This window comes from Saccharothrix sp. CB00851, from assembly GCF_001905065.1.
GTDB lineage: Bacteria > Actinomycetota > Actinomycetes > Mycobacteriales > Pseudonocardiaceae > Actinosynnema.
Genome location: NZ_LWLC01000014.1, coordinates 51,029 through 72,733, shown reverse-complemented (window position 1 = coordinate 72,733; position 21,705 = coordinate 51,029). Strand labels below are relative to the sequence as shown.

8 protein-coding genes are annotated in these 21,705 nt (G+C 74.5%); 6 read left to right on the top strand and 2 right to left on the bottom strand.

Annotated elements, in window-relative coordinates; translation table 11 throughout:
* Nucleotides 1-8: 8 nt before the first annotated feature.
* The 4 genes from A6A25_RS16215 to A6A25_RS16200 all read left to right on the top strand — a co-directional run bounded on the left by A6A25_RS16215 (nucleotide 9) and on the right by A6A25_RS16200 (nucleotide 14,769).
* On the top strand, nucleotides 9-7,565 hold the full coding sequence (locus A6A25_RS16215; RefSeq protein WP_241828744.1) for a non-ribosomal peptide synthetase: 7,557 nt from the start codon (nucleotides 9-11) through the stop codon (nucleotides 7,563-7,565).
* Nucleotides 7,562-12,943: a condensation domain-containing protein gene (locus A6A25_RS16210; protein WP_241828743.1), complete on the top strand. Its 5,382-nt coding sequence runs from the start codon at nucleotides 7,562-7,564 to the stop codon at nucleotides 12,941-12,943. Before A6A25_RS16215 ends, A6A25_RS16210 begins: the two co-directional genes overlap by 4 nt.
* Nucleotides 12,940-13,920: a 3-oxoacyl-ACP synthase gene (locus A6A25_RS16205; protein ID WP_073890676.1), complete on the top strand. Its 981-nt coding sequence runs from the start codon at nucleotides 12,940-12,942 to the stop codon at nucleotides 13,918-13,920. Before A6A25_RS16210 ends, A6A25_RS16205 begins: the two co-directional genes overlap by 4 nt.
* Nucleotides 13,921-14,352: 432 nt before the next feature.
* On the top strand, nucleotides 14,353-14,769 hold the full coding sequence (locus tag A6A25_RS16200; RefSeq protein ID WP_241828742.1) for a DUF6326 family protein: 417 nt from the start codon (nucleotides 14,353-14,355) through the stop codon (nucleotides 14,767-14,769).
* A 61-nt stretch (nucleotides 14,770-14,830) separates the two neighbouring features.
* On the opposite strand, the gene A6A25_RS16195 is transcribed toward A6A25_RS16200, so the two are convergent.
* Entirely contained in the window at nucleotides 14,831-15,970 is a 1,140-nt protein-coding gene (locus A6A25_RS16195) for an ATP-binding protein (protein ID WP_073890673.1), read from the bottom strand.
* Nucleotides 15,971-16,048: 78 nt separating this feature from the next.
* Between A6A25_RS16195 and A6A25_RS16190 the strand changes: the two genes are divergently transcribed.
* Nucleotides 16,049-16,738 carry a hypothetical protein gene (locus A6A25_RS16190; RefSeq protein WP_073890670.1) on the top strand — a complete coding sequence of 230 codons (690 nt, stop codon included), beginning with the start codon at nucleotides 16,049-16,051 and terminating at the stop codon, nucleotides 16,736-16,738.
* Here the strand turns inward: A6A25_RS16190 and A6A25_RS16185 are convergent.
* Nucleotides 16,725-17,495 carry a hypothetical protein gene (locus A6A25_RS16185; protein ID WP_073890667.1) on the bottom strand — a complete coding sequence of 257 codons (771 nt, stop codon included), beginning with the start codon at nucleotides 17,493-17,495 and terminating at the stop codon, nucleotides 16,725-16,727. The two genes, A6A25_RS16190 and A6A25_RS16185, sit on opposite strands and share 14 nt — an antisense overlap.
* A 115-nt stretch (nucleotides 17,496-17,610) precedes the next feature.
* Here A6A25_RS16185 and A6A25_RS16180 point away from each other — a divergent pair, with 115 nt between their 5' ends.
* The gene (locus A6A25_RS16180) at nucleotides 17,611-21,666 is read left to right on the top strand and encodes an nSTAND1 domain-containing NTPase (protein ID WP_143193194.1); all 4,056 of its coding nucleotides are present in this window, start codon (nucleotides 17,611-17,613) and stop codon (nucleotides 21,664-21,666) included.
* Nucleotides 21,667-21,705: the final 39 nt, after the last annotated feature.

Here is a 21,705-nt window from a genome sequence, read left to right as displayed (position 1 = left end):
TGGGAAGCGTGCCAGACCTCTTCGCGGCCCGTGCCGCCGTCGAGCCGGACCTGATCGCGGTGGTGTGCGGCGGGCAGCGGCTGACCTTCCGGCAACTGGCCGCCAGGGTCGACCTGGTGGCCGGCGGACTGCTCGCCCGTGGTGTGCGGGTGGAGGAGCCGGTCGGACTGCTCCTCGAACGCGGCGTGGACGCGGTGGTGGCGCTGCTCGCGGTCCTGCGGGCCGGCGGCGCGGTCGTGCCGCTGGCCGTCGACCTGCCCGACGCGCGCCTGGCCGAACTGGTCGCCGACGCCCGACCGGCACTCGTGCTCACCCGAGGGCGGCTCGCGCACCGGCTGCCCGACATCCCGACCGCCCTCATCGACGACGACCACCCGCCGAGCAGCACGCCCCCGCCCCGGCTCACGCCCGACCACCTCGCCTACGTCCTGCACACGTCCGGCTCCACCGGTCGCCCGAACGGCGTACTCGCCACCCACCGCGGTCTGATCGCGCTGCACGACCACCACCGCCGCGGCCTGTTCGCCTCGGCGTCACGGCTCAAGGTCGCCCACACCGCGGGGCTCGGCTTCGACGCGATGTGGCTGCCGCTGCTGTGGATGCTGGCCGGGCACGAGCTGCACGTGATCGCCGAGGACACGCTCGCCGACCCGGGGGCGCTGGTCGACCACGTGGTGGCCGCCGGGATCGACGTGCTGGACGAGACGCCGTCACGGCTGCGCGAACTCCTGCGCGCCGGCCTGCTCGACGGCGAGCACCGACCGCGGGTCGTGGTCACGGGGGGAGAACCGGTCGACCCTGACCTGTGCGCGAGCCTGGTCGCGGCGGGTGTCGCCGCGCACAACGCCTACGGCACCACCGAGGTCGCGGTGGAGAGCCTGCTGTGCCCGGTGACCGAGGTCGACCACGCGGTGCTGGGCCGCCCGATCGCGGGCGCCCGCGCGCACGTGCTGGACGCCGACCTGCGGCCGGCCGACGAGGGCGAGCTGTACCTGGCCGGTCCCGGCGTGGCCCGCGGCTACCTCGACCGGCCGGGCCTGACCGCCGCGTCGTTCGTCGCCGACCCGCACGGCCCGCCCGGCAGCCGCATGTACCGCACCGGCGACCTGGTGCGCCGCCGGCCGGACGGCCTGCTCGACCACCTGGGCCGCGTCGGCGGGCACGTGAAGGTGCGCGGCGCCCGGGTCGACCCGGGCGAGGTCGAGGCGACGCTGCTGCGGCGGCCCGACGTGTCCGCCGCGGCCGTGGTCCTGCGGGACGACCGGCTCGTCGCCTACGTCGTGGCCGACGGGACGCCGGACGCGTTGCGGTCGTACGTCGCCCGCCTCCTGCCCGCCCAGGCGGTGCCGTCGCTGGTGGTGCCGCTCGCCGCGCTCCCGCTGACCGCCAACGGCAAGCTCGACCGGCGCAACCTGCCCCGGGCCCGGTCCACCGGCCCCGTGACGCCACCGCGGACCCCCGCCGAGGAACGGGTCGCCGCTGTGTGGCGCGACGTGCTCGGCGTCGAGCGGGTCGGCGCGCACGACGACTTCGTGGCGCTGGGCGGTGACTCGATCCTGGCGATGCGGGTCGTCGCCGCGCTGGACCGGAACCTGCCCGCGCGCCAGGTGTTCGCGTTGCGGACGGTCGAGGCGCTGGCCGCGGCGCTGTCGTCCGACGACCACCACCGACCAGGTGGCGGGACCACGTCGCCGGAGACCTCGGCGCCCCTGTCGTACGCCCAGGAACGCCTGTGGTTCCTGGACGAGTTCGCGCCCGGCGGCACCGAGTACACCACCACGGCGGGGTTCCGGCTGCGCGGTGAGCCGGACCTGGACGCCTTGGGCGCCGCCCTGACCCGGCTCGTCGCCCGGCACGAGCAGTTGCGCACCACCTTCCACACCGTCGACGGCCGCGGCACCCAGGTGGTGGGACCGCCCTACGAGGTGCAGGTGGAGACGGGGGCACAGGCCGGGCTGGCCGACTTCGTGGCCCGGCCGTTCGACCTGCGGACCGGACCGCTGCTGCGCGCGGCCGTGCTGGCGGCGGACGAGGACGGCGAGCACCTGCTCGTGCTGTGCCTGCACCACATCGTCACCGACGGCTGGTCGATGGGCGTGCTCGCGCACGAGCTGGGCCTGTGCTACTCGGCCGCCGTGCGCGGGCAGGAAGCCGACCTCGCGCCGCTGCCCCTGCGCTACACCGACTTCGCGCGCCGGCAACGTGCCGGCCTCACCGGGGCCGTGCTGGACGCGCACCTCGTGCACTGGGAACGGCGGCTGGCCGGGATGGCGGTGCTGGACCTGCCCGCGGACCGGCCGCGTCCGGCGGTGCGCACCGCGGCCGGCTCGACCCACCGCCGCACGGTGCCGCCCGACGTCGCCGCGGGCCTGGTCGAGCTGGGCCGCGCCCACGGCGCGACGCTGTTCACCGCGCTCATGGCGGGCACGCAGGCGTTCCTGGCGCGGGTGAGCGGTCAGCGCGACATCGCCGTCGGCACGGTGACCTCCGGCCGCGACCACCCCGACCTGGCCGGTCTGGTCGGGTTCTTCGTCAACACCGTGGTGATCCGGTCGCACGTCGACCCCGAACTGTCCTTCGTGGACTTCCTGCGGCGCGTGAACGACACCGTCCGCGACGCGCTCGACCACGACGAGGTCCCGTTCCACCGCCTGGTCGAACTGCTGCAACCCGAACGTGACGCCGGCCGCTCACCGCTGGTGAACGTGGTGGTGGCGCTGCAGAACGCGCCGGCCGCGCCGCCCGAGCTGGCCGGCCTGCACGTGGTGGAGTTCGACCCGCCGCGCCAAGCCGCCGTGTTCGACCTGACCTTGGAGTTCACCCGCGACGACCACGGCCTGCACCTGGTCGTGGAGTACAGCACCGACCTGTTCGACGACACCACCATCACCCGGCTGGTCGACCGCTTTCTGGTGCTGCTCGACGACCTCACCGCCGACCCGCACCGACCACTGTCCCGGCTGCGCCTGCTCACCCCCGGCGAACGGCGGCAAGTCCTGCACGACTGGACCTCCGGTGCGCCGAGCCCGGATCGCACGATCACCGGCCGGTTCGCCGACCACGTCGCCCGACGCCCCGACGCCGTCGCGGTGACCTGCGACGGCACCTCGCTGACCTACCGGGAGCTGGACGCGGCGGCCAACCGGCTCGCCCACGGCCTGCTGGCCCGGGGCGTGCGGCCGGAAGACCGCGTCGGCCTGTGCGCGTCGCGCGGCCTGCCCGCCACCGTCGCGCTGCTGGGCATCCTCAAGGCCGGCGCCGCGTTCGTGCCGCTGGACCCCGGCTACCCGGCCGGTCGGCTCGCCGACATGATCGCCGACTCCGGCGCACGCCTGGTGCTCGCGCCCGCCGACGCGCGGGAACGGCTGCCCGCCGGGATCGACGTCGTGGACCCGGCGCCGGACGACCGGCAGCCCGACCACGCGCCGCCGGTCGTGGTCCGGCCGCGCAACGCCGCGTACGTGATGTTCACCTCCGGATCCACCGGTCGTCCCAAGGGCGTGCTGGTCGAGCACCGCTCGGTGGCCCGGCTCGCCGAGGGCGACCCGTTCCCGATCGGCCCGCACGACGTGGTGGCGCAGTGCTCCACGCTGTCGTTCGACGCCTCCACGTTCGAGATCTGGGCGACGCTGCTGTCCGGCGCCCGGCTGGTGGTGTCCTCCGGGACGCTGCTGTCGCCGGACGACCTGCGCGCGTTCACCGCCGCGCACGGCGTCACCGTGCTGTGGTTGACCGCAGGCCTGTTCCACGAGGTCGCCGCCGCCGACCCGACCGCGTTCGCCGGGCTGCGCCACCTGGGCAGCGGTGGTGACGTGATCTCGCCGGGCCACTGCGCCGCGGTGCTGCGGCACGTGCCGGGCCTGCGGATCGTGGACGGCTACGGCCCCACCGAGGGCACCACGTTCGCGGCGGCGCACGCGGTGCGCCCGGTCGACCTCGGCGCCGCGTCCCTGCCGATCGGGCGGCCGGTCACGGGCACGCGGTGCTACGTGCTGGACGAGAACCTGGACCCGGTGCCGGTCGGCGTGCCCGGTGAGCTGCACATCGGCGGCACCGGCCTGGCTCGCGGCTACCTCGGCCACCCCGGGCTGACCGCGCGCCGGTTCGTCGCCGACCCGTTCGGGCACGGGGACCGGCTCTACCGCACCGGCGACCTGGTGCGCTGGACCGCCGACGGGCTGCTGGAGTTCCTGGGCCGCACCGACGACCAGGTCAAGATCCGCGGGTTCCGGGTGGAACCGGGCGAGGTGGAAGCGGCGCTGCGCCGCCACCCCGGCGTGACCGAGGTGGTCGTCGTGCCGCACGAGCACGTGCCCGGCCACAAGCAGCTCGTCGCCTACGTCGTCGGGGGCCCCGGCGCCGACGAGCTGCGCCGGTTCCTGGCCGACCGGGTGCCCGCCCATCTGGTGCCCGCCGTGATCGTGCCGCTCACCGCGCTGCCGCTCATGGTCAACGGCAAGGTCGACCGCAAGGCCCTGCCGCCGCCGCGCGCCCGGACCGGACGCGCCCACGTGCCGCCGAGCGGGCCGCACGAGGAGGTGCTGGCGCGCGTCTGGGCGGAAGTGCTGGGCGTGGAACGGGTCGGCGCGGACGACAACTTCTTCGCCCTCGGCGGCGACTCCATCCTCAGCATCCAGGTGGTGTCGCGGGCCCGTGAGCTCGGGGTGTCGGTGACGCCCCGGGACGTGTTCCTGCACCAGACGCTCAGCGGGGTCGCGGCACACGCCACAGCCGCCCGGCCCCTGTCCGCCGAACGGGAGCCCGCGACCGGCCCGGTGCCGTTGACCCCGGTCCAGCACTGGTTCCTGGCGACCTCGCCCACTCCGGAGCACTTCGCGCAGTGGGTCGAGGTGGAGCTGGACCCCGACGTGGACGTGGCCGCGCTGCGGACCGCGGTCGAAGCGCTGCCGGTCCGGCACGACCTGCTGCGCGCCCGGTTCGAGCGGGTCGACGGGCAGTGGCGGCAGCACGTGCCGGCCGAGTGCGGCGAGGTCTTCACCACCGGGCCGCTCCCGCCGGACGAGTGGCGGGCCCCGCTGGCCACCGGACCGCTGTTCCGGGCCGTCCTGTCGCCCGACGCGTCGCGGTTGGTGCTGCTGGCGCACCACCTCGTCGTGGACGGGGTGTCGTGGCGGATCCTGCTGGAAGACCTGGCCACCGGCTACGACCAGGCCGCCGCCGGCCGCCCCGTCGACCTCGGGCCGCGGACCACGTCGTTCCGGGAGTGGGCGCGGCGGTTGCACGCCGGGGCCGAGAAGTTCACCGACCACCTGGAGTACTGGGAACGCGCGGTCGCCGCGACGGCGCGGCGGGCCGAGGCCGAGCTGCCCGAGCACGCCGTCACCGTGCGGCTGTCCGCGGAGGAGACGGCCGCGTTGCTGCGCGACGCGTCCACCGCCTACCGCGCCGGCGCCGAGGACGTGCTGGTCGCCGCGGTGGGCCGGGTGCTGGCCCGGTGGAGCGGGCAGGCGCGGGTGCCGCTGGAGCTGGAGGGCCACGGGCGGGAGGACCTGTTCGACGGGGTCGACCTGTCCCGCACGGTCGGTTGGTTCACCACCCTGTTCCCGTTCACCGCCGAGCTGCCCGACTCGGACTGGGGCACGGTGGTCAAGGCGGTGAAGGAGCGACTGCGCACCGCGCACCGGCACGCGCTGAGCCACGGTGTCCTGCGGTGGCTGACGACCACGCACCCGGCCGACCACCGGCCGCTGGCGCGGGTCAACTACCTCGGGCGCTACGACGCCGCGTTCGCCCGCGTGCGGGGCGGCATCCGGTTGGCCAAGCCGCCGACGACCACGCCACGCCTGGACGTCACGGCCTCCGTCACGGCCGGTGGTGAGCTGGAGGTCGAGTGGCTGCACGCGCCGGACGCCCACCCGACGCCGGAGGTCGAGCGGATCGCCGAGGACGTGCTGGCCGCGTTGCGGGAGATCGCCGCGCACTGCGCCGGACCGGGTGCGGGCGGCGTCACGCCGTCGGACTTCCCGCTGGCCCGGCTGGCGCCCGACGAGCTGGACCTGATCGCCGGTGACGGGCGGTCGATCGAGGACGTCTACCCGCTCACGCCCGCGCAGAGCGGGATGCTGTTCCACAGCCTCTCCCGGCCCGACGCCTACGTGGAGCAGCTGCACCTGACCCTCACCGACGCCGACCCGGACGGCTTGGCCCGGGCGTGGCGGCGGGTGGTCGACGCGAACCCGGCGCTGCGCACGTCCGTGGTGTGGGTGGGGGTGCACGAGCCGGTGCAGGTGGTGCGGCGGTCGGTCGACGTGCCGATCACCCACCACGACTGGCGCGGCGCGGCCGACGACGAGCGGTGGCGGCGGCTGCTGGCCGAGGACCGGGCGGCCGGGTTCGACCTGGCGGCGGACACGTTGACCCGCCTGGCCCTCGTCCGCACCGGCGACCGCGAGATCCGTCTGCTGTGGACGTTCCACCACCTGCTGCTGGACGGCTGGAGCGCGTTCCTGGTGCTGTCGGAGGTGCTTGGCGGGCCACGGTCGCGACGGCCGTTCCGCGACCACGTGGCGCGGGTGCTGCGCCGGGACCCGGGGAAGGAGCGCTGGCGGGCGCTGTTCGAGGGGTTCCGCGGGCCGACCGCGTTGCCCTACGACCGGCCGCCGGACCGCGCGCACCTGTCGTGCTCCTCTGCCGTCCACGTGGCCGAGCTGCCCGCCGGCGTGCGGGGGTTCGCGCGGCGCAACCGGCTCACGCTCGGCACGGTGGTGCAGGGCGCGTGGGCGCTGCTGCTGGCCCGGCACGGCGGCACGCGTGACGTGTGCTTCGGCCTGGTGGTCTCCGGGCGGACCCCGGACCTGCCCGGTGCGGACACCGTGGTCGGGATGCTGGTCAACACCGTGCCGGTGCGGGTGCGGGTGGAGACCGACGACGTGCCCGGCTGGCTGGCCCGGTTGCAGGCCGAGGGCCGACCGGCCGACCACGCCGCGCTGACCGACGTGCGGAGGTGGGCCGGGCTGCCGGCCGGGACAGCGCTGTTCGACAGCGTGGTGGTGGTCGAGAACTACCCGCTGGACCACGACATCGCGGCGGTCGACGTCCAAGCGGTGGAGAACACGAACTACCCGCTGCACCTCGTCGTGCACGACGCCGAACCGCTGACCGCCCAGTTGGGCTACGACCCGGACCTGTTCGACGCGGCCACCGCCGCCGCCCTGCTCGACGAGTTCACGGGCCTGCTGGCGGACCTGGCGGGCAACGCCGCCTCCCTGGTCCTGTCCGACCGCGCCACACCGCCCGCCGCGCACCAGGACAGGCTCCCCGCCGGTGCGGCGCGGTTCGTGCCGCCGGCGACGCCGGACGAGCGCGCGGTCGCCCGGGCCTGGGCCGACGTGCTCGGGGCGGACCGCGTCGGCCGCGGTGACGACTTCTTCGCGCTCGGCGGCGATTCCCTGCTCGCCATCCGGGTCGCCGCCCGGCTCCGGCCGGTGTTCGGGCGGGTCGTGGCACCCCGGGCCCTGTTCGACCACCCGACGGTGGGCGCGTTGGCCGCGGCGCTCGGCGGCGCCGCGGTCGAGGACCCCCACCCCAGGGACTACCAGCTGTGACGACGGAGGCAGCCGTGCGGGACGAGGACATCGCCATCATCGGGGTCGCGGCCCTGCTGCCCGGCCTCGACAGCCCGGCCGGGCTGGACGACCTGCACCGGCTGCTGGCCGAGGGCGCCGACCTGGTCGGGCAGCCGTCGCCGACCCGCGTGCGGCACACCGGCGGCACCGCGGGCACCGAGTACGTGCCCATGGCCTACCTGGACCGGATCGACCTGTTCGACCACCGGTTCTTCGGCATCTCCCGCCGCGAGGCCGAGATGATGGACCCGCACCAGCGGGTGCTGCTCCAGCTCGCGCACGAGGCGATCGAGAACGCCTGCCTGGCGCCGGGTTCGCTGCGCGGGTCGCGCACCGCCGTCGTGCTCGGGCACTCGCAGTCCGAGTACGAATCCCTCTACCAGGGCGATGACCCGCACCAGACGCTCGGCGCGCTGTCGGCGTCCACCGCCGCGCGCGTCTCCTACCACCTGGACCTCATCGGACCGGCGTACGTGGTCGACACGGCGTGCAGCAGCAGCCTCACCGCGTTGGCCGGCGCGGTCGACGCGCTGCGCCACGGCACCGCGGAGCTGGCACTGGCAGGCGGTGTGAGCCTGCGGCCGGTGCTGCTCGCCGAGCAGAGCCACAACCCGGTCCGGGGCGTGGAGTCCACCGACGGCCGGTGCCGGCCGTTCGACGAGAAGTCCACCGGCGCCCTGGCGGGCGAGGGCGGGGCGGTCGTGCTGCTGCGCAGGCTGCGGGCCGCCGTCGCGGCGGGCGACCCGATCCGGGCCGTGGTCAAGGGCATCGCGGTCAACCACAACGGCAGGCGGGCGGTCGGGCTCAGTGCGCCCAGCCGGGCCGCGCAGACCGAGGTGCTGCACCAGGCCTGGCGTGACGCCGACGTCGACCCGGCCACCATCGCCTACGTCGAGTGCCACGGCTCGGCCACGCCCCTGGGCGACGTGATCGAGGTGGACGCGCTGCGCGAGGCGTTCACCGAGGCCGGTGTGCCCGCGCCGGGCGCCGCGATCGGCTCGGTCAAGGGCAACGTCGGCCACCTCGACGGCGCCGCGGGCATGGTCGGGCTGCTCAAGGCGCTGCTGTCGGTGGGGCGCGGCGAGCTGTACCCGACCGCCAACTTCACCTCGCCCAACCCGATGCTCGACCTGTCCGGACCGGTGCACGTCAACCCCGGGCACCGGCAGTGGCCCGAACGCGACGGCGTGCCGCGGCGGGCCGGTGTGACCGCGCTGGGCATGACCGGCACGAACGTGCACGCGGTGCTGGAGCAGCCGCCCGCGCGGGCGGTGCCGGAGCCGGGGTCCGGCGCGGAGCTGGTGACCGTGTCGGCGAAATCCGCGGCCGCGTTCCAGACCTACTGCGACCGGCTCGCCGACTTCGTCGAACGCACGGGGCACGGCCTGCGGACCGTGGCGCATGCGATGAACCGGGGCCGCGACGACCACCCGTTCCGCGGCGCGTTCGCGGTGGAGAGCGAGGAGGAGCTGGTCAAGGCGCTGCGATCGGCCGTGCCGCCGGACGCCGCCGCGCCCGACGACCGGCCGGTCGTGGTGCTGCTGCCCGGTGACGCCGCGCCCGACGACGCCACGTGGGCGCGGCTGGCGACGTCGTTCCCCGCGCTGGCCGACGTGACGCTGCCCGAGGCGCCCGCGGCCCGGCTGGTGGTGGCGCAGACCGCGTTGCTCGACCTGGCCCGGGCGCTCGGCGTGCGGGACGCGCACCTGGTCGGCTCCGGCGCGGGCAACCTCGCGGTGCTGGTGGCCCGGGGTAAGCTGTCCGTGCCGGACGCCGTCACCGCCGCCGCGGAGCTGGGGCTGACCGCCGACCTGGACCGCGCCCGGCTCGGGCAGGTGGTCGAGCGGTTCGCCGCCGATCAAGCGGTGCTGGTGGACCTGGGCGGCAACGGCGTGCTCGTCCGCGAGATCCGCGGGCTGCGCCCGGACCTGCCGTGCGTTGAGCTGTTCTCCGTGCCGGGGCGGCGGGGCGTGCTGCGCCAGCTCGGTGCCCTGTACCGGCTCGGCGCGCGGATCGACTGGGACGCGCACTACGCCGACGCCGCCATCCCGCGCATCGAGGCGCCGACCTACCCGTTCGAGCCGGTGCGCTGCTGGTGCCGTCCCCTCGGCCCGGTCCAGGTCACCCGGCCGGCGGCCGAACCCGTGCGCCCGACCACCGACGCCGCCCCCGAGGACCGGGTGGCCCGGGTGTGGCAGGACGTGCTGGGCGCGGAAGGGCTCACCCCGGACTCGGACTACTTCGCCCTCGGCGGCACGTCCCTCGCGGGGATCAGCGTGCTGCGCACGCTGGAGCGGGACTTCGACATCCGGCTCACCTTCGCCGACCTCTACGCATACCCGACCGTGCGCGGGTTCGCCGCCAGGGTGGCCGAACTGCGTGACGCGGGCCGGACGGGCGGGGCCGGCCCCGCGTCGATGGCGCTGGTGCCGCGCGGTGGTGCGCTGCCGGTGTCGTTCGGCCAGGAGCAGCTGTGGTACCTCGACCACCTGGAGCCCGGCACCGCGCTCTACAACATCCCACACGACCTGCGGCTGACCGGCCCGCTGGACCGCGACGCGGTCGTCGCGGCCGTGCGCGGCCTGCCGGCCAGGCACGAAGTGCTGCGCACCCGCATCGCGGCCGACGACGACGGCGTGCCGCGGGCGTACGTGCGCGAGGAGGAACCCGAGGTCGTGGAGATCGACCTGAGCGGGCTGCCCGAAGCCGAACGCCACCGCGAGGCACGGCGGCTGGTGGACGAGGAGGCCCAGCGGCCGTTCGACCTCGCCACCGGGCCCCTGGTGCGCACCACGCTGGTGCGCCTGGCCGAAGAGGACCACGTGCTGATGTGGAGCTACCACCACATCGTCTTCGACGGCTGGTCTCCCACGGTGTTCTTCCGCGACTTCACCGAGCTGTACCTGGCCGCGCAGTACGGACGGGAGCCCGACCTGCCCGTGCTGACCGCGCAGTACGCCGATTTCGCCGAGCAGCAGCGCCGCCGGTTCGCCGACGGCGCGCTGGAAGCCGACCTGCGGTTCTGGCGGTCGGAGCTGGCCGGGCTGCGGTCGCCCGAACTGCCGCTGGACCGGCCGCGGCCCGCCACGCGCTCGTTCGCGGGCGACATGGTGGAGTTCGAGGTCGGTGAGCGGGACGCCGGCGCGGTGCGGGCGCTGAGCAGGCGGCTGGGGGTCACCACGTTCGTCACCATGCTGGCCGTGGTCGACGCCCTGCTGCACCGCTGGGGACGGCTCACCGACGTGGTGGTGGGCGTGGCCACGTCCGGCCGGGTCGACCCGGCCTCCCACGACCTGATCGGCTACTTCAACAACGTCCTGCCGTTCCGCACGCCCGTGCGCGGCGACATGCGGTTCAGCGACCTCGTGCAGCGTTGCGCCCGCACCGTGGCGGACGTGCTCGACCACGAGGAGGTGCCGCTGGAGAAGATCGTCGCCGACGTGCTCGGCCGACGCGACCCGGCGCGGCACCCGCTGTTCGACGTCGTCTACACCTACCAGAACGTGCCGCAGGCGACCGCCGAACTGGCCGGCCTGCCGTGCTCGCGCTACCTGGACGGCGCCATCGCCGGCATCGCGCCCGGCACCGCGAAGTTCGACCTGACCTTCGGCGTCGTGGACCAGGGCACCGGCGCCATGAGCGGCTACGTGGAGTTCGCCACCGCGCTGTACGACCGCCGGACCGCCGATCGGCTGGCGTCGTGGCTGCCCGCCGTGGTCGCGCGGGTCGTGGCGGACCCGGACGTGCGGCTGGACGACCTGGCCGGGGGAACCGGGCACGGTGATGTGGAGGTGCGTGTGACGAGCAGTGCTCCGACCAAGGCCGTGGAGGTGCTCGGCGCGATCTGCGCCGACCTGCTCGGCGTGACCGACGTCTCGGCGGACGACAACTTCTTCGCGCTGGGCGGCGACTCCGTGCTGGGCGTGCGGGTGGCGGCGCGGGCGGCCAAGGCGGGCGTGCACATCACGCCGCAGCAGTTGTTGCAGCACCAGACCTTGGGCGGGTTGGCGGCGGCGGCCGTGGTCGACGGCACTCCCGCCGCCGCACCCACCGCGGCGGGCCGGGCCGACGCCCCGGTGGTCGAGCCGGCGCCCGACGTCGAGCGGGTCGACGAGCGGCCGATCCCGCTGACCCCGATCATGCGCAGCTTCCTGGAGCACCTGCCCGACCGGCGTGGCGACTTCGTGGAGGTGCACGTGCTGGAACTGACTTCCGCCGACATCACCGCCGACGTCGTCCGCACCGCCGTGCGACACCTGGTCGTGCGGCACGAACCACTGCGCTACCGGTTCCGGCGCAACGCCGTCGGGACGCGGGCGGAGTGCCGGCCGGACGCCGAGGTGCCGTTCGACGTCGTCTTCCTCCCACCGGGCGACGAGCGCGAGGTGGTCGAGGCCGACTGCCGGGCGTTGAAGGACGAGCTCGACCTGGAACGCGGGCCGCTCGCCCGCGCCCGCTACTACGAGCGCGGCCACCGGCGCGGCGGCCTGCTGGTGCTCCTGGTGCACCACTTCGTGTTCGACAACATGTCCACGGTCGTGCTGATGGACGACCTCGACGCGCTGCTCGCCGACGCGGCGGCCGGACGTGCCGCGACGCCCCGCCCGGCGGCGGCCGGGTGGCGGGAGTGGGCGTGGCGGCTGCACGACATGGCGGCGTCCGACGAGGTCTCGGGAGAGTTGGGGTACTGGACGGCGGTCCTGCGCGAGGGCGCGTCGTACGGCACGCTGACCGGGCCGGGTGGGGTCGGCCTGGCGCAGCGCTCGCTGCCGCCGGTGTCCACACCGGACGCGTCCGGGCGGGAGGTGGCGTTGTGCGCGGCCGCCACCGGCCTGGCCCGCTGGCGTGACGCGGAGGGCGCCTACCTGATGGTGGAGGGTGAGGCGACGCCGAACGTGTACCGGCACGCCGGGCGGGGACCGTCGATCGGGTGGTTCACCAGCCTGCACCCGGTGGCACTGCCCGTGGCCGCGAGCGCGCGGGACACGTTGGCCACGGCGGTCGACCGTGCCCGGTCCGCACCGCACGACGGCGTGGGCTACGGCGTGCTGCGGCACCTGTCGCCGCACGGGCCGGAGGTCGGTCGACTGCGCGCCCTGCCCGAGCCGCGCGTGCTCCTGGCGCACGTGCCGGGCGATCTGGCGGCCTTCGACTCGGGTATCGGCCTGCTGCGGACGCGATGGGACCTGTCGGTGAACCTCAAGCGCGCCATGACCTCGTGGTTCCCGTTGATCATCGCGTTGGCCGAGCGGGACGGGCAGATGCGGCTGGCCGTCAACAGCCTGGTCGATTTCGGACAGTCCGAAGTGGAGGAACTGGCCGAGGCGATCGCCACCGCCTACGGCGAGCTGGCGTGATCGCGCTCGCGGGCTCGGGCTGGTGCCTGGGCGAGCCCGTGCCGGTCGCGGAGTTGCCGGAGTGGGCGGACCTGGCGGACGCCGAACGGGCGGTGTGGCCGGCGCTGGGCATCGAGAGCGTGGCGGTGGCCGAGTCGTCCAGTGCGACGGACCTGGCCGTCGTGGCCGCCCGCCGTGCGCTGGCGTCCGCATCGGTGTCCGAGGCCGAGGTCGACGTGGTGATCACCGTGGAGCCCCGGGCGCCCGAAACGCTGATCAGCTCCGACGCCACCCGCCTGCAGGCCGCCCTCGGCGCGCGGCGCGCGATGGCGTTCTCCGTCGGTGGGCTCGGCTGCACGTCGCTCACCCCGGCCCTGCTCACCGCCGCGGGCCTGCTGCGCGACCCCGAGGTGCGGACCGTGCTCGTGGCGCACGGCAGCAAACCCGCCACCTCGCGCCGCTACCGCCACCCCGTGACGATCAACGGCGACAGCGGCGGGGCGCTGGTGCTGACCAGGACCGGTGACACCCGCGTCCGCGACGTGCTCCTGGAGACCAACGGTGACTACGCGGACCTCTTCCGCGTCCCCTACCGCGACCGCCCGTTCAGCGAGTGGCGGGAGGAGTGCGCCGACCCGGCCACCTACTCGTTCCGCCTCGCGGTGGAGACCCGCAACCGCCTGCGCGACCTCACCGCCCGCCTCCTGGAGCGCAACTCGCTGAGACCCGGCGACGTGACGTGCTACGTGGCGCAGAACCTGTCCGTGCCCTCGCACCGCAACTACGCCGACATCCTCGACCACCCGTTGGCACCGTCGTGCGGCGCCAACCTCGCCCGCTACGGCCACCTGGGGCCGAACGACACGTTCCACAACCTGCACACCGCCGACGTGCCACCCGGCAGCCGGGTGGTGCTGCTGGACACCAGCCCGACGGCGGCGTGGAGCGCGGTCCTGGTGGAGGTCGGCGGCACGGACACCGGCACGCACCTGCTGTGACGACCGGTGATCGTGTCGGTCGGCGGCCGGCCCACCGCAGATGGTCGGGAACCGCGGGACGTCAGTCCCACCAGAACGTCCACGAGTGGTCGTTCACCGGGTGGGGCGGCGACGCTGAGCACGAGGGCGACGCACCCGGAGCGGTCCCCCAGTCGCGCGGCACCGCCGAGATCTCGGTCGTGTCACCGGTTCGGTTCGTCGGACCTGTCCAGCCGGCCATGCCGCGGTCCGCCGGCACCCGCCGAGGCGTTGGGGATCGGTCGAAAGAACGAGACGCCGCTCCTCCCGACGGCCGAGGCGGGTCCGGCCTCGACGCCGAGGTGTCCGCCGTCGGGCTCAGCGATCGTGGACCTACCGATCCTCACCACAATGACGGAGCCCGTGATGAGAACGCGTCAACCCGCCGCCACACTGGATGACCAGCGGATCCCGGTGAGAGCCAAGCTCGCCGCAGCGTGGACGAGCTTCATGTTCCTGTACGCCTACGTGGACATTCTCGCCTTCTTCAAGCCCGGCGTCGTCGATGGCATCCTGGTCGGCGTCGTCTGGGAGTTCGACATCAGCCAGGCGTTGTTGACCGTCTTCCTCGCGCTCATGGCGATCCCGATCCTCATGGTCGTGCTGTCGATGACGCTGCCCGCGCGGGCGAACCGCATCACGAACCTCATCGTGGCCTCGGTACAGGTCCCCTTCGCCGCATTCAACGCGGTGGGCGAGTCCTGGACGTACTACTACGGCCTTGGCATCGCGCTGGAAGCGATCATCCTCGCCCTCATCCTGCGGTACGCCTGGACCTGGCCCCGCACCGTCGGCGACCACGGCGACCACGGCCACCAGCCCCGACCGTGAAACCGCTCGCGCCCAGTAGCAAGGGTGAACCCAAGCATGTCGGGTGCTCGGGTCGGAGACTTCACCGACGGTCGCGGGGCAGGGCACGCAGTCCCCGGTCGAGTTGGTCGACCGCGGCCCCGTGGTCGACCAGCAGGCCGTCCAGGGTCCGCAACCAGGCCGCCGCGGCAGCCCCGCGATCGGCGGGCACCGCGACGACCACCCGGTACGCGTCGGTGAACACCGACGGTCCGCGTGTCGTCGTAGGCACGAAGGGCTTGACGGTCATGCCGTCCGGGGCGGGGGTGAGCACCGACCCGGTGCGCAGCGGGAGCTCCAGCGCGACCCGCCCGGCCCGGGGTCGGTCGGGTGCCGCGCCGAGCGCCACCCGACCCAGCACCGCGTACGGATCGTCGCCGGTGCACGCCCAACCCAGGTTCGCCAGCCCGCCGAGCCGACCGTTCAGCTCGATCACCAGCAGGTCGCCGTCCGACACCGCGAAGTCGATCTGCCACGGGCCGACCGGCTTCCAGGTCTCGACGACGTCGCCTACGAACGCCTCCAGCACCGCCGTCGCCCCGGGTGGTAGGTCGGCGGGCATGACCCGGGCCCGCTTCCACGGCGCGCAGTCGTGGTCGAGCGCGTCCAAGGACGCCACGGGCCACGCTACCGTGCCGGTCGCTGCGGTGATGAGCTCCACGCCGTGCTCCTGGCCGGTGATGAAGCGCTGCACCAAGACGGGGAAGCGCGGCGGCAGATCCCGCAGTGCGGTGGCGTCGCGCACCACGCGCCTGCCGGAGCCGGACTCGCTGCGGGCCTGTTTGACCACGACGGGGAAGCCGAGGTCCGCCACGGCCTGGACGAGTTCGATCCGGTCCCGGCACACGACGCCGCGAGGGACCGGCCAGCCGCGCTGCCGGGCGACGAGGTGGAACTCGACCTTGTCGGTGACAAGGGCGGCGAAACCCTCGGGATGCGTCAGAGCCTCATGCCCCTTGGCTCGCCAGTGGTTCCCGACCTGCGCGTACACCGGCAGCGCCTGTTCCTCGCCAGGGGCGAAGACGGTCGGGAGCAGCACGTCGACACCGTCGAGGCGGTCGAGGAGGTGTGTCGCGTTCCGGTACCGGCCCGCGTCGCCGAGCACGACGACCTCGGCGCCCGCGGCCGACAGCGGTGCGACCAGCCGGTCGGCGCGGTAGTCGCCGAGAAGGGCCACCTTCACCTACCCCATCCTGGTACATTCCGGGCTCCGGAGGGCTGGGCCGGCCGTGTGCCAAGTGGGGAACGAAGGGGTGAACCCGTGTCGGTTGAGCTGTTCGCGCCCCTGGCCGACACCGTCCGGCCGGCGGACTTCGCGGGCCAGTACTCGTTCTTCCACGACGGCTGGCCGGGCACGCTCACGTTGCAGGTGCAGGGCGGTCGGGCGTTGCGCGGCACGTACCGCGACGAGCGCTTCGCCGAGACGTTCACGGTGATCGCCAAGGTGGATCCCGTGGTGCGCCACCGCGTCGCCATCACCATCCGCGACTTCAACTGGCTTCCCGAACAGGTCTTCACCGGCTGCCTGTCCACCCGCGACCGGCAGGTCATCGCGGGCACGACCCGGTGGCGCGACGAGCCGTTCGGCTTCCTGGCCGCAAAAGAACCCGTGCGCGAGCCCGACGTGTACCGCAGCGGCCCGGTCGAGCCCGCGGACTTCGCCGGGCACTACGAGCTGGTCCACGACGGCCTGCGCGGCACGGTCGAGTTGGCGCACGAGGACGGCCTCGCGCTGACCGGCAGGCTGCGCACCGCCGAGCTCGACCTCGCGGTGCGCGGCGAGGTCGACCCCGCGGTAGGGCACGGCATCACCCTGCGGCTGACCGGTGACCTGCGGCTGTCGACGGTGCGCTTCACCGGCCACCTGTTCACCCGGCCCAAGAACACCATCGCGGGCACGGTGGAGGGCCCGGCCGGCCCGACCGGGTTCTACCTCGTCAAGCGGGGCTGAAGGACAGCGTCAGCGTCCAGGACAGCTCGCCGGACGCGGGCACCACCGCCGCGTCACCCGGACGGCAGATCCTTAACTCGCCGATCCGCCCCACCATCGGCTCGACCCCGATGTTGCGGTACGGCGCGTCGTCCGGCCAGCCGCCCAGGTTCCGCCAGATCGCGATGCTCGCCGGCGCGCCCTCGACCGACAGCGCCATCTCCAGCCGGTCGTCACCGTCCACCACCGCGACGCGGTCCAGGTCGGCGAGCGTGATCATCAACGCGGTGCCGTCGTCCGGGCCGAGCACGTCCAGCTCCGCGTCACGCCACCGCGGCCAGGTGAACTCCTCGTCCGCGCCGCCGCCGACGACTGTGGCCGGGTGACCGGGCGGTGCGACGATCCGCGCCCCGGGACGCAGGTCGAGCAGCGCGTGCGCCGCCCAGATGAACCGCCACCCCGGCTCCGCCGACACCCGGTAGGCCGCGGTCACGGTGTCGTCGGCCGTGGTGATCCGGCGCTCCAGCCGGTAGCCGTCGCCGTCCACGGCCAGCCGGTCGCCCTCGACGCGCCACTCGCGTGCCCACGCGTCACCGTGGTCGGGTGGTCCGCCGATCGTCGGGATGCACTCCTCCAGCCCTCCGGCGTCCACGAATGGGTCGCCCGGCCGCACCGAAGCGCGCCCCGGGGCGTGGCGCGACCACAACCACTCCCGCCCGGACGAGCGCAGCGACGTCCACCGCCCGCCGTGCTTGGCGTCGACCTCGACCTCGACCATCGTCGCGGACCTCCGCACGGATGATGTTGCTGCCACCGGTGACGACGGTTACCTTACCGAGCACGCCGGGCGGCACACCGGCCTCGACACCCGGCGGCACGAAGGGGCGCGAGCCATGACGCGGCCACTGCGCGCGTCGATCATCCGCATCCGCAACGCACGCGACCAGGTCGTCGGCACCGGTTTCCTCGTCGGCCCTCGGCACGCGCTGACCTGTGCGCACGTGGTGGCGTCCGCGCTCGGCGCCGACGATCGCGCGGCGGAGCCGCCGCCGGGCGAGGTCCTGATCGACTTCCCGCTGCTGGAGCACCCCGGCCTGCCGCTGACGGCCACCGTCGCGCGGTGGTCACCGGTGTTGGCGGACGGCGGCGGCGACATCGCGGGCCTGCTGCTGACCGCACCGCCGCCCGACGGCGCGGAACCCGTGCAGCTGGTGGACGTGGACGAGCCGTGGGGCCTCGCGTTCCGCACGTTCGGCTTCCCCAAAGGACGGCCGGGTGGCGACTGGGCCGGCGGCGTGCTGGCCGACGTGCAGGCCACGGGCTGGCTCCAGCTCGAAGCCGAGCGGCAGACCGGCCGCCGCGTCCAGCCGGGCTACAGCGGGGCGCCGGTGTGGATCGAGGCGACCGGCGCGGTCGGTGGCATGGTGGTGGCCGCCGACCAGGGCGACGCGGACCGCGTGGCCTACGTGATCCCGACCGGCGCGCTGGTGCGCGCCTGGCCCGAGGTGCTGGCGGAGCTGGCCGTCCCGGTCACGCCGTACCGCGGCCTCAACGCGTTCCGCGCGGTCGACCACGACATCTTCTTCGGCCGTGACGAGCTGGTCGACCGGCTGGTCGCGGCGGTGCTCGCTCGACCCCTGACCGCGGTGGTCGGCGCTTCCGGCAGCGGCAAGTCGTCGATCGCGCACGCGGGCGTGGTCGCCCGACTCGACGGGCGGGCCGGGTTGCGCGTCGTCGCGCTGCGTCCGCGCCAGGACCCGTTCAGCGAGCTGGCCGCAGCGCTGCTGCCGTTGCTCGAACCCGACCTGTCCGCGCTCGACCGGGTCGACCGGCTGCCCCGGCTGGCCGACGCGCTGCGGCACGGCCGGGCGCCGCTGGTGCTGCGGGAGGTGCTCGCCGGCGACCCGGGTGACCTGCTGCTGGTCGTGGACCAGTTCGAGGAGCTGTACACGCACGGACCCGAACCGGCGCAGCGGCAGCGGTTCGTCCGCGCCCTGCTCGACGCCACCGGTGAGGCGTTCGACGGCCGTGTGCGCGTGCTGGTGACGTTGCGCGCGGACTTCCTGGCTCAGGCGCTGGCCGACCCGGCGTTCGCCGAGGCGCTCAGCGGTGCCATCGAGCCGGTCGGCCCGATGTTCCCCGACCAGCTGCGCCGGGTGGTGGAAGGCCCGGCCCGGCTGCGCGGCGTCCGGTTCGAGCCCGGTCTGGTCGACCGCATCCTCGCCGACGTCGGCGAGGAGCCGGGTCGGCTGCCGCTGCTGGAGTTCACCCTGACCCTGTTGTGGGACGAGCAGCAGCGGCACCTGATGACGCACGCGGCGTACGAGTCGTTCGGCGGGGTGACCGGTGCGCTGACCCACTACGCCGAGCAGGTCTACACGCTGTGCGAGCCGGAGGAACGCGACCGCCTCCGCCGGGTCTTCGTGCAGCTGGTGATGCCGGGTGACGGTGTCGCGGACACCCGCAGGCTGGCCACGCGCGACGCCCTGGCCGCGGACGACTGGCCCGTGGTGCGGATGCTCGCCGACCGCAGGCTGGTCGTGACCGGTGGCGGCGCGGGCGGCGGGCAGACCGCTGAGATCGCGCATGAGGCGTTGATCGGAGAGTGGGCGCGGCTGCGCGAGTGGGTGGCCGCCGACCGCGAGTTCCGGCTGTGGCAGGAGCGGGTGCGCAACTCGATCCGCCTGTGGCGGTCGTTCGGGCAGGACGAGGCGGTGCTGCTGCGCGGCGCGCTGCTGGTGGAGGCGTTGGCGTGGCTCGACCGGCGGCCCGACGACGTCACCGAGGAGGAACGCGCTTTCGTCGACGCCGGTCAACGGCGTCAGGACCGCGAGGACGAGCAGTACAAGCGGCTGTACCAGGAAGCACTGGCCCGGCAGTTGGTCGCGCAGTCCGAGCTGGTCCGCGGCGACCGGCCGAACACCGTGCCGCTCAGCGTCCTGCTGGGCATCGAGTCGTTGCGGCGGATGACGTCGTTCGAGGCCGACTACGCGGTGCGCCGGGGGCTGTCCGTGCTCCCGTTGCGGACCACGCTGTTCGACCACGAGGGTGACGTGCAGGTGGTGGCGTTCAGCCCGGACGGGACCACGCTGCTGACCGCGGGCGACGACTCGACCGCGCGGCTGTGGGACACCGCGACCGGCCGGCTGTTGCTGACGTTGCGGCACCGCAGCTACATCCGCGTCGCCGTGTTCTCGCCGAACGGCGACCTCCTCGCCACCGGCGGCGAGGACGAGAAGGCGCGGCTGTGGTCGCTGCCGGACGGTCGGGAGCTGGCCGTGATGCCGCACGACGGCTGGGTGGGCGCGCTCGCGTTCGGCCCGGACGGCGCGACGCTGGCGACCGGCTGCGACGACGGCGTGATCCGCCTGTACGACGGCGGGTCGCAGCCGTTCGCGCGCCTGGCGCACGACGGCTGGGTGCGGTCGCTCGCGTTCCACCCGTCCGGCCGGTGGCTGCTCAGCGGCAGCGGCGACCGTACTGCGCGGTTGTGGGACACCGGCACCTGGGCCGAGTCGGCCCGCCTGGCGCACGGCGCCGCGGTGCGTGCCGCGATCTTCGACCCGTCCGGTGACCTCGTCGCCACGGGGGACGACGACGGCTTCGCCCGGGTGTGGACCGAGGAGTCCCCGACCCTCCAACTGGCGCACGAGGGTGCGGTGACCGCGTTGGCGTTCGACCGGGACGCGTCGCTGCTGGCCACGGCGTCGGAGGACGGCTCGGCCCGGCTGTGGCAGGTGACGTCCGGTGCCGAGGCGTTGCGGCTGCGGCACGGCGGGCCGGTGCGCGCGGTGTGCTTCGGACCGGACTTCGGGCGCCTGGCGACCGCGAGCGACGACGGCACCGGCCGCCTGTGGGACGCCCGGCGCGGTGTCGAACTGGTCCGCATGTGCCACGAGCGTCCGGTCCGCGCGGTCGTCGTCAGCCCGGACGGCGGGTACGCGGCGACCGCGGGCGCGGACGCGAAGGGCGCCCTGTGGACCACCTCCGCCCACGCCGAACGGCTCCGCGTCACGCACACGGCCCAGATCGGCGCGGTGGCCGCGGCGGGCGGGCTGGTGGTGTTCGCCGACGACGCCGGCGCGGTCCTCGTGCGCGCGGCCGACCTCGCCCCTCGGCTTGCCGCGGATCTGGGTGAACCCGCGGTCGTCTTGTGCTCCGCGCCGGACGCCACCGTGCTGGCCGCCGGAGGCGAGTCCGGCACGGTCCGCGCCTGGGCCGCCGACGGGACGCCGCTGTTCACCGTCACGCTCGACGAACCGGTCCGCTCACTGGTGCTCAGCCCGGACGCGTCGCTGCTCGCCGCGGGCGGGAGCGAGGGGCTGATCAGGGTCTGGCGGACCGCGGACGGCGTTCGCGCGCACGAATTCTCGCTGGGCCAGTACGTGACAGCGGCCGTGTTCGGCCCGGATGGCGCGTCCCTGGCCGCCGCGGGCGACGAGAACGTCGTGCACGTCTGGTCGTTGCCGGACGACGTCCTCGCCGCGCGGCACGTGTACGACAACGAGTGGCTCGGGGTCGCGGCCCTCGACCCGGACCTGCGCCGGGTGGCGGCGGTCGGCGAGGAGGGCCGCGTCCAGGTGCTCGACCTCACCACGGGCCAGCCGACGGCGGAGTTCAGCCACGAGAGCTGGGTGGCGTCCGCCGTGTTCAGCCACGACGGCCGCCGCATCGCCACCGCGGGCGAGGACGGCACGGCGCGGATCTGGGACGCCGAGCAGGGCGTCGAGGTGTGCCGGCTGCCGCACGAGGAGCCGGTGACCAGGCTGGCGTTCGCTGACGGCGACCTGGTGACGGTCTCGGCGGGCGTCCTGCGGGCCTGGCCGGTGGCCCCCGAGGACCTGATCGACCAGGCCCGGTCCCGCCTCGTGCGCGGCCTGACGCGCGAGCAGTGGCGTCGGTATCTCGGCAACGAGCCGTACGTGCGGCCGGCCGGCACCGAGCAGTAGTCCGGTTCGCTGGTGCGGGTGGGGTTTGGGTCGGGAGGG

Bases quoted from the DNA above. Each gene is read 5' to 3' on its own strand.
- A6A25_RS16180 (WP_143193194.1), top strand. From the start codon at position 17,611: ATGACGCGGCCACTGCGCGCGTCGATCATCCGCATCCGCAACGCACGC.
- A6A25_RS16185 (WP_073890667.1), bottom strand. From the start codon at position 17,495: ATGGTCGAGGTCGAGGTCGACGCCAAGCACGGCGGGCGGTGGACGTCG.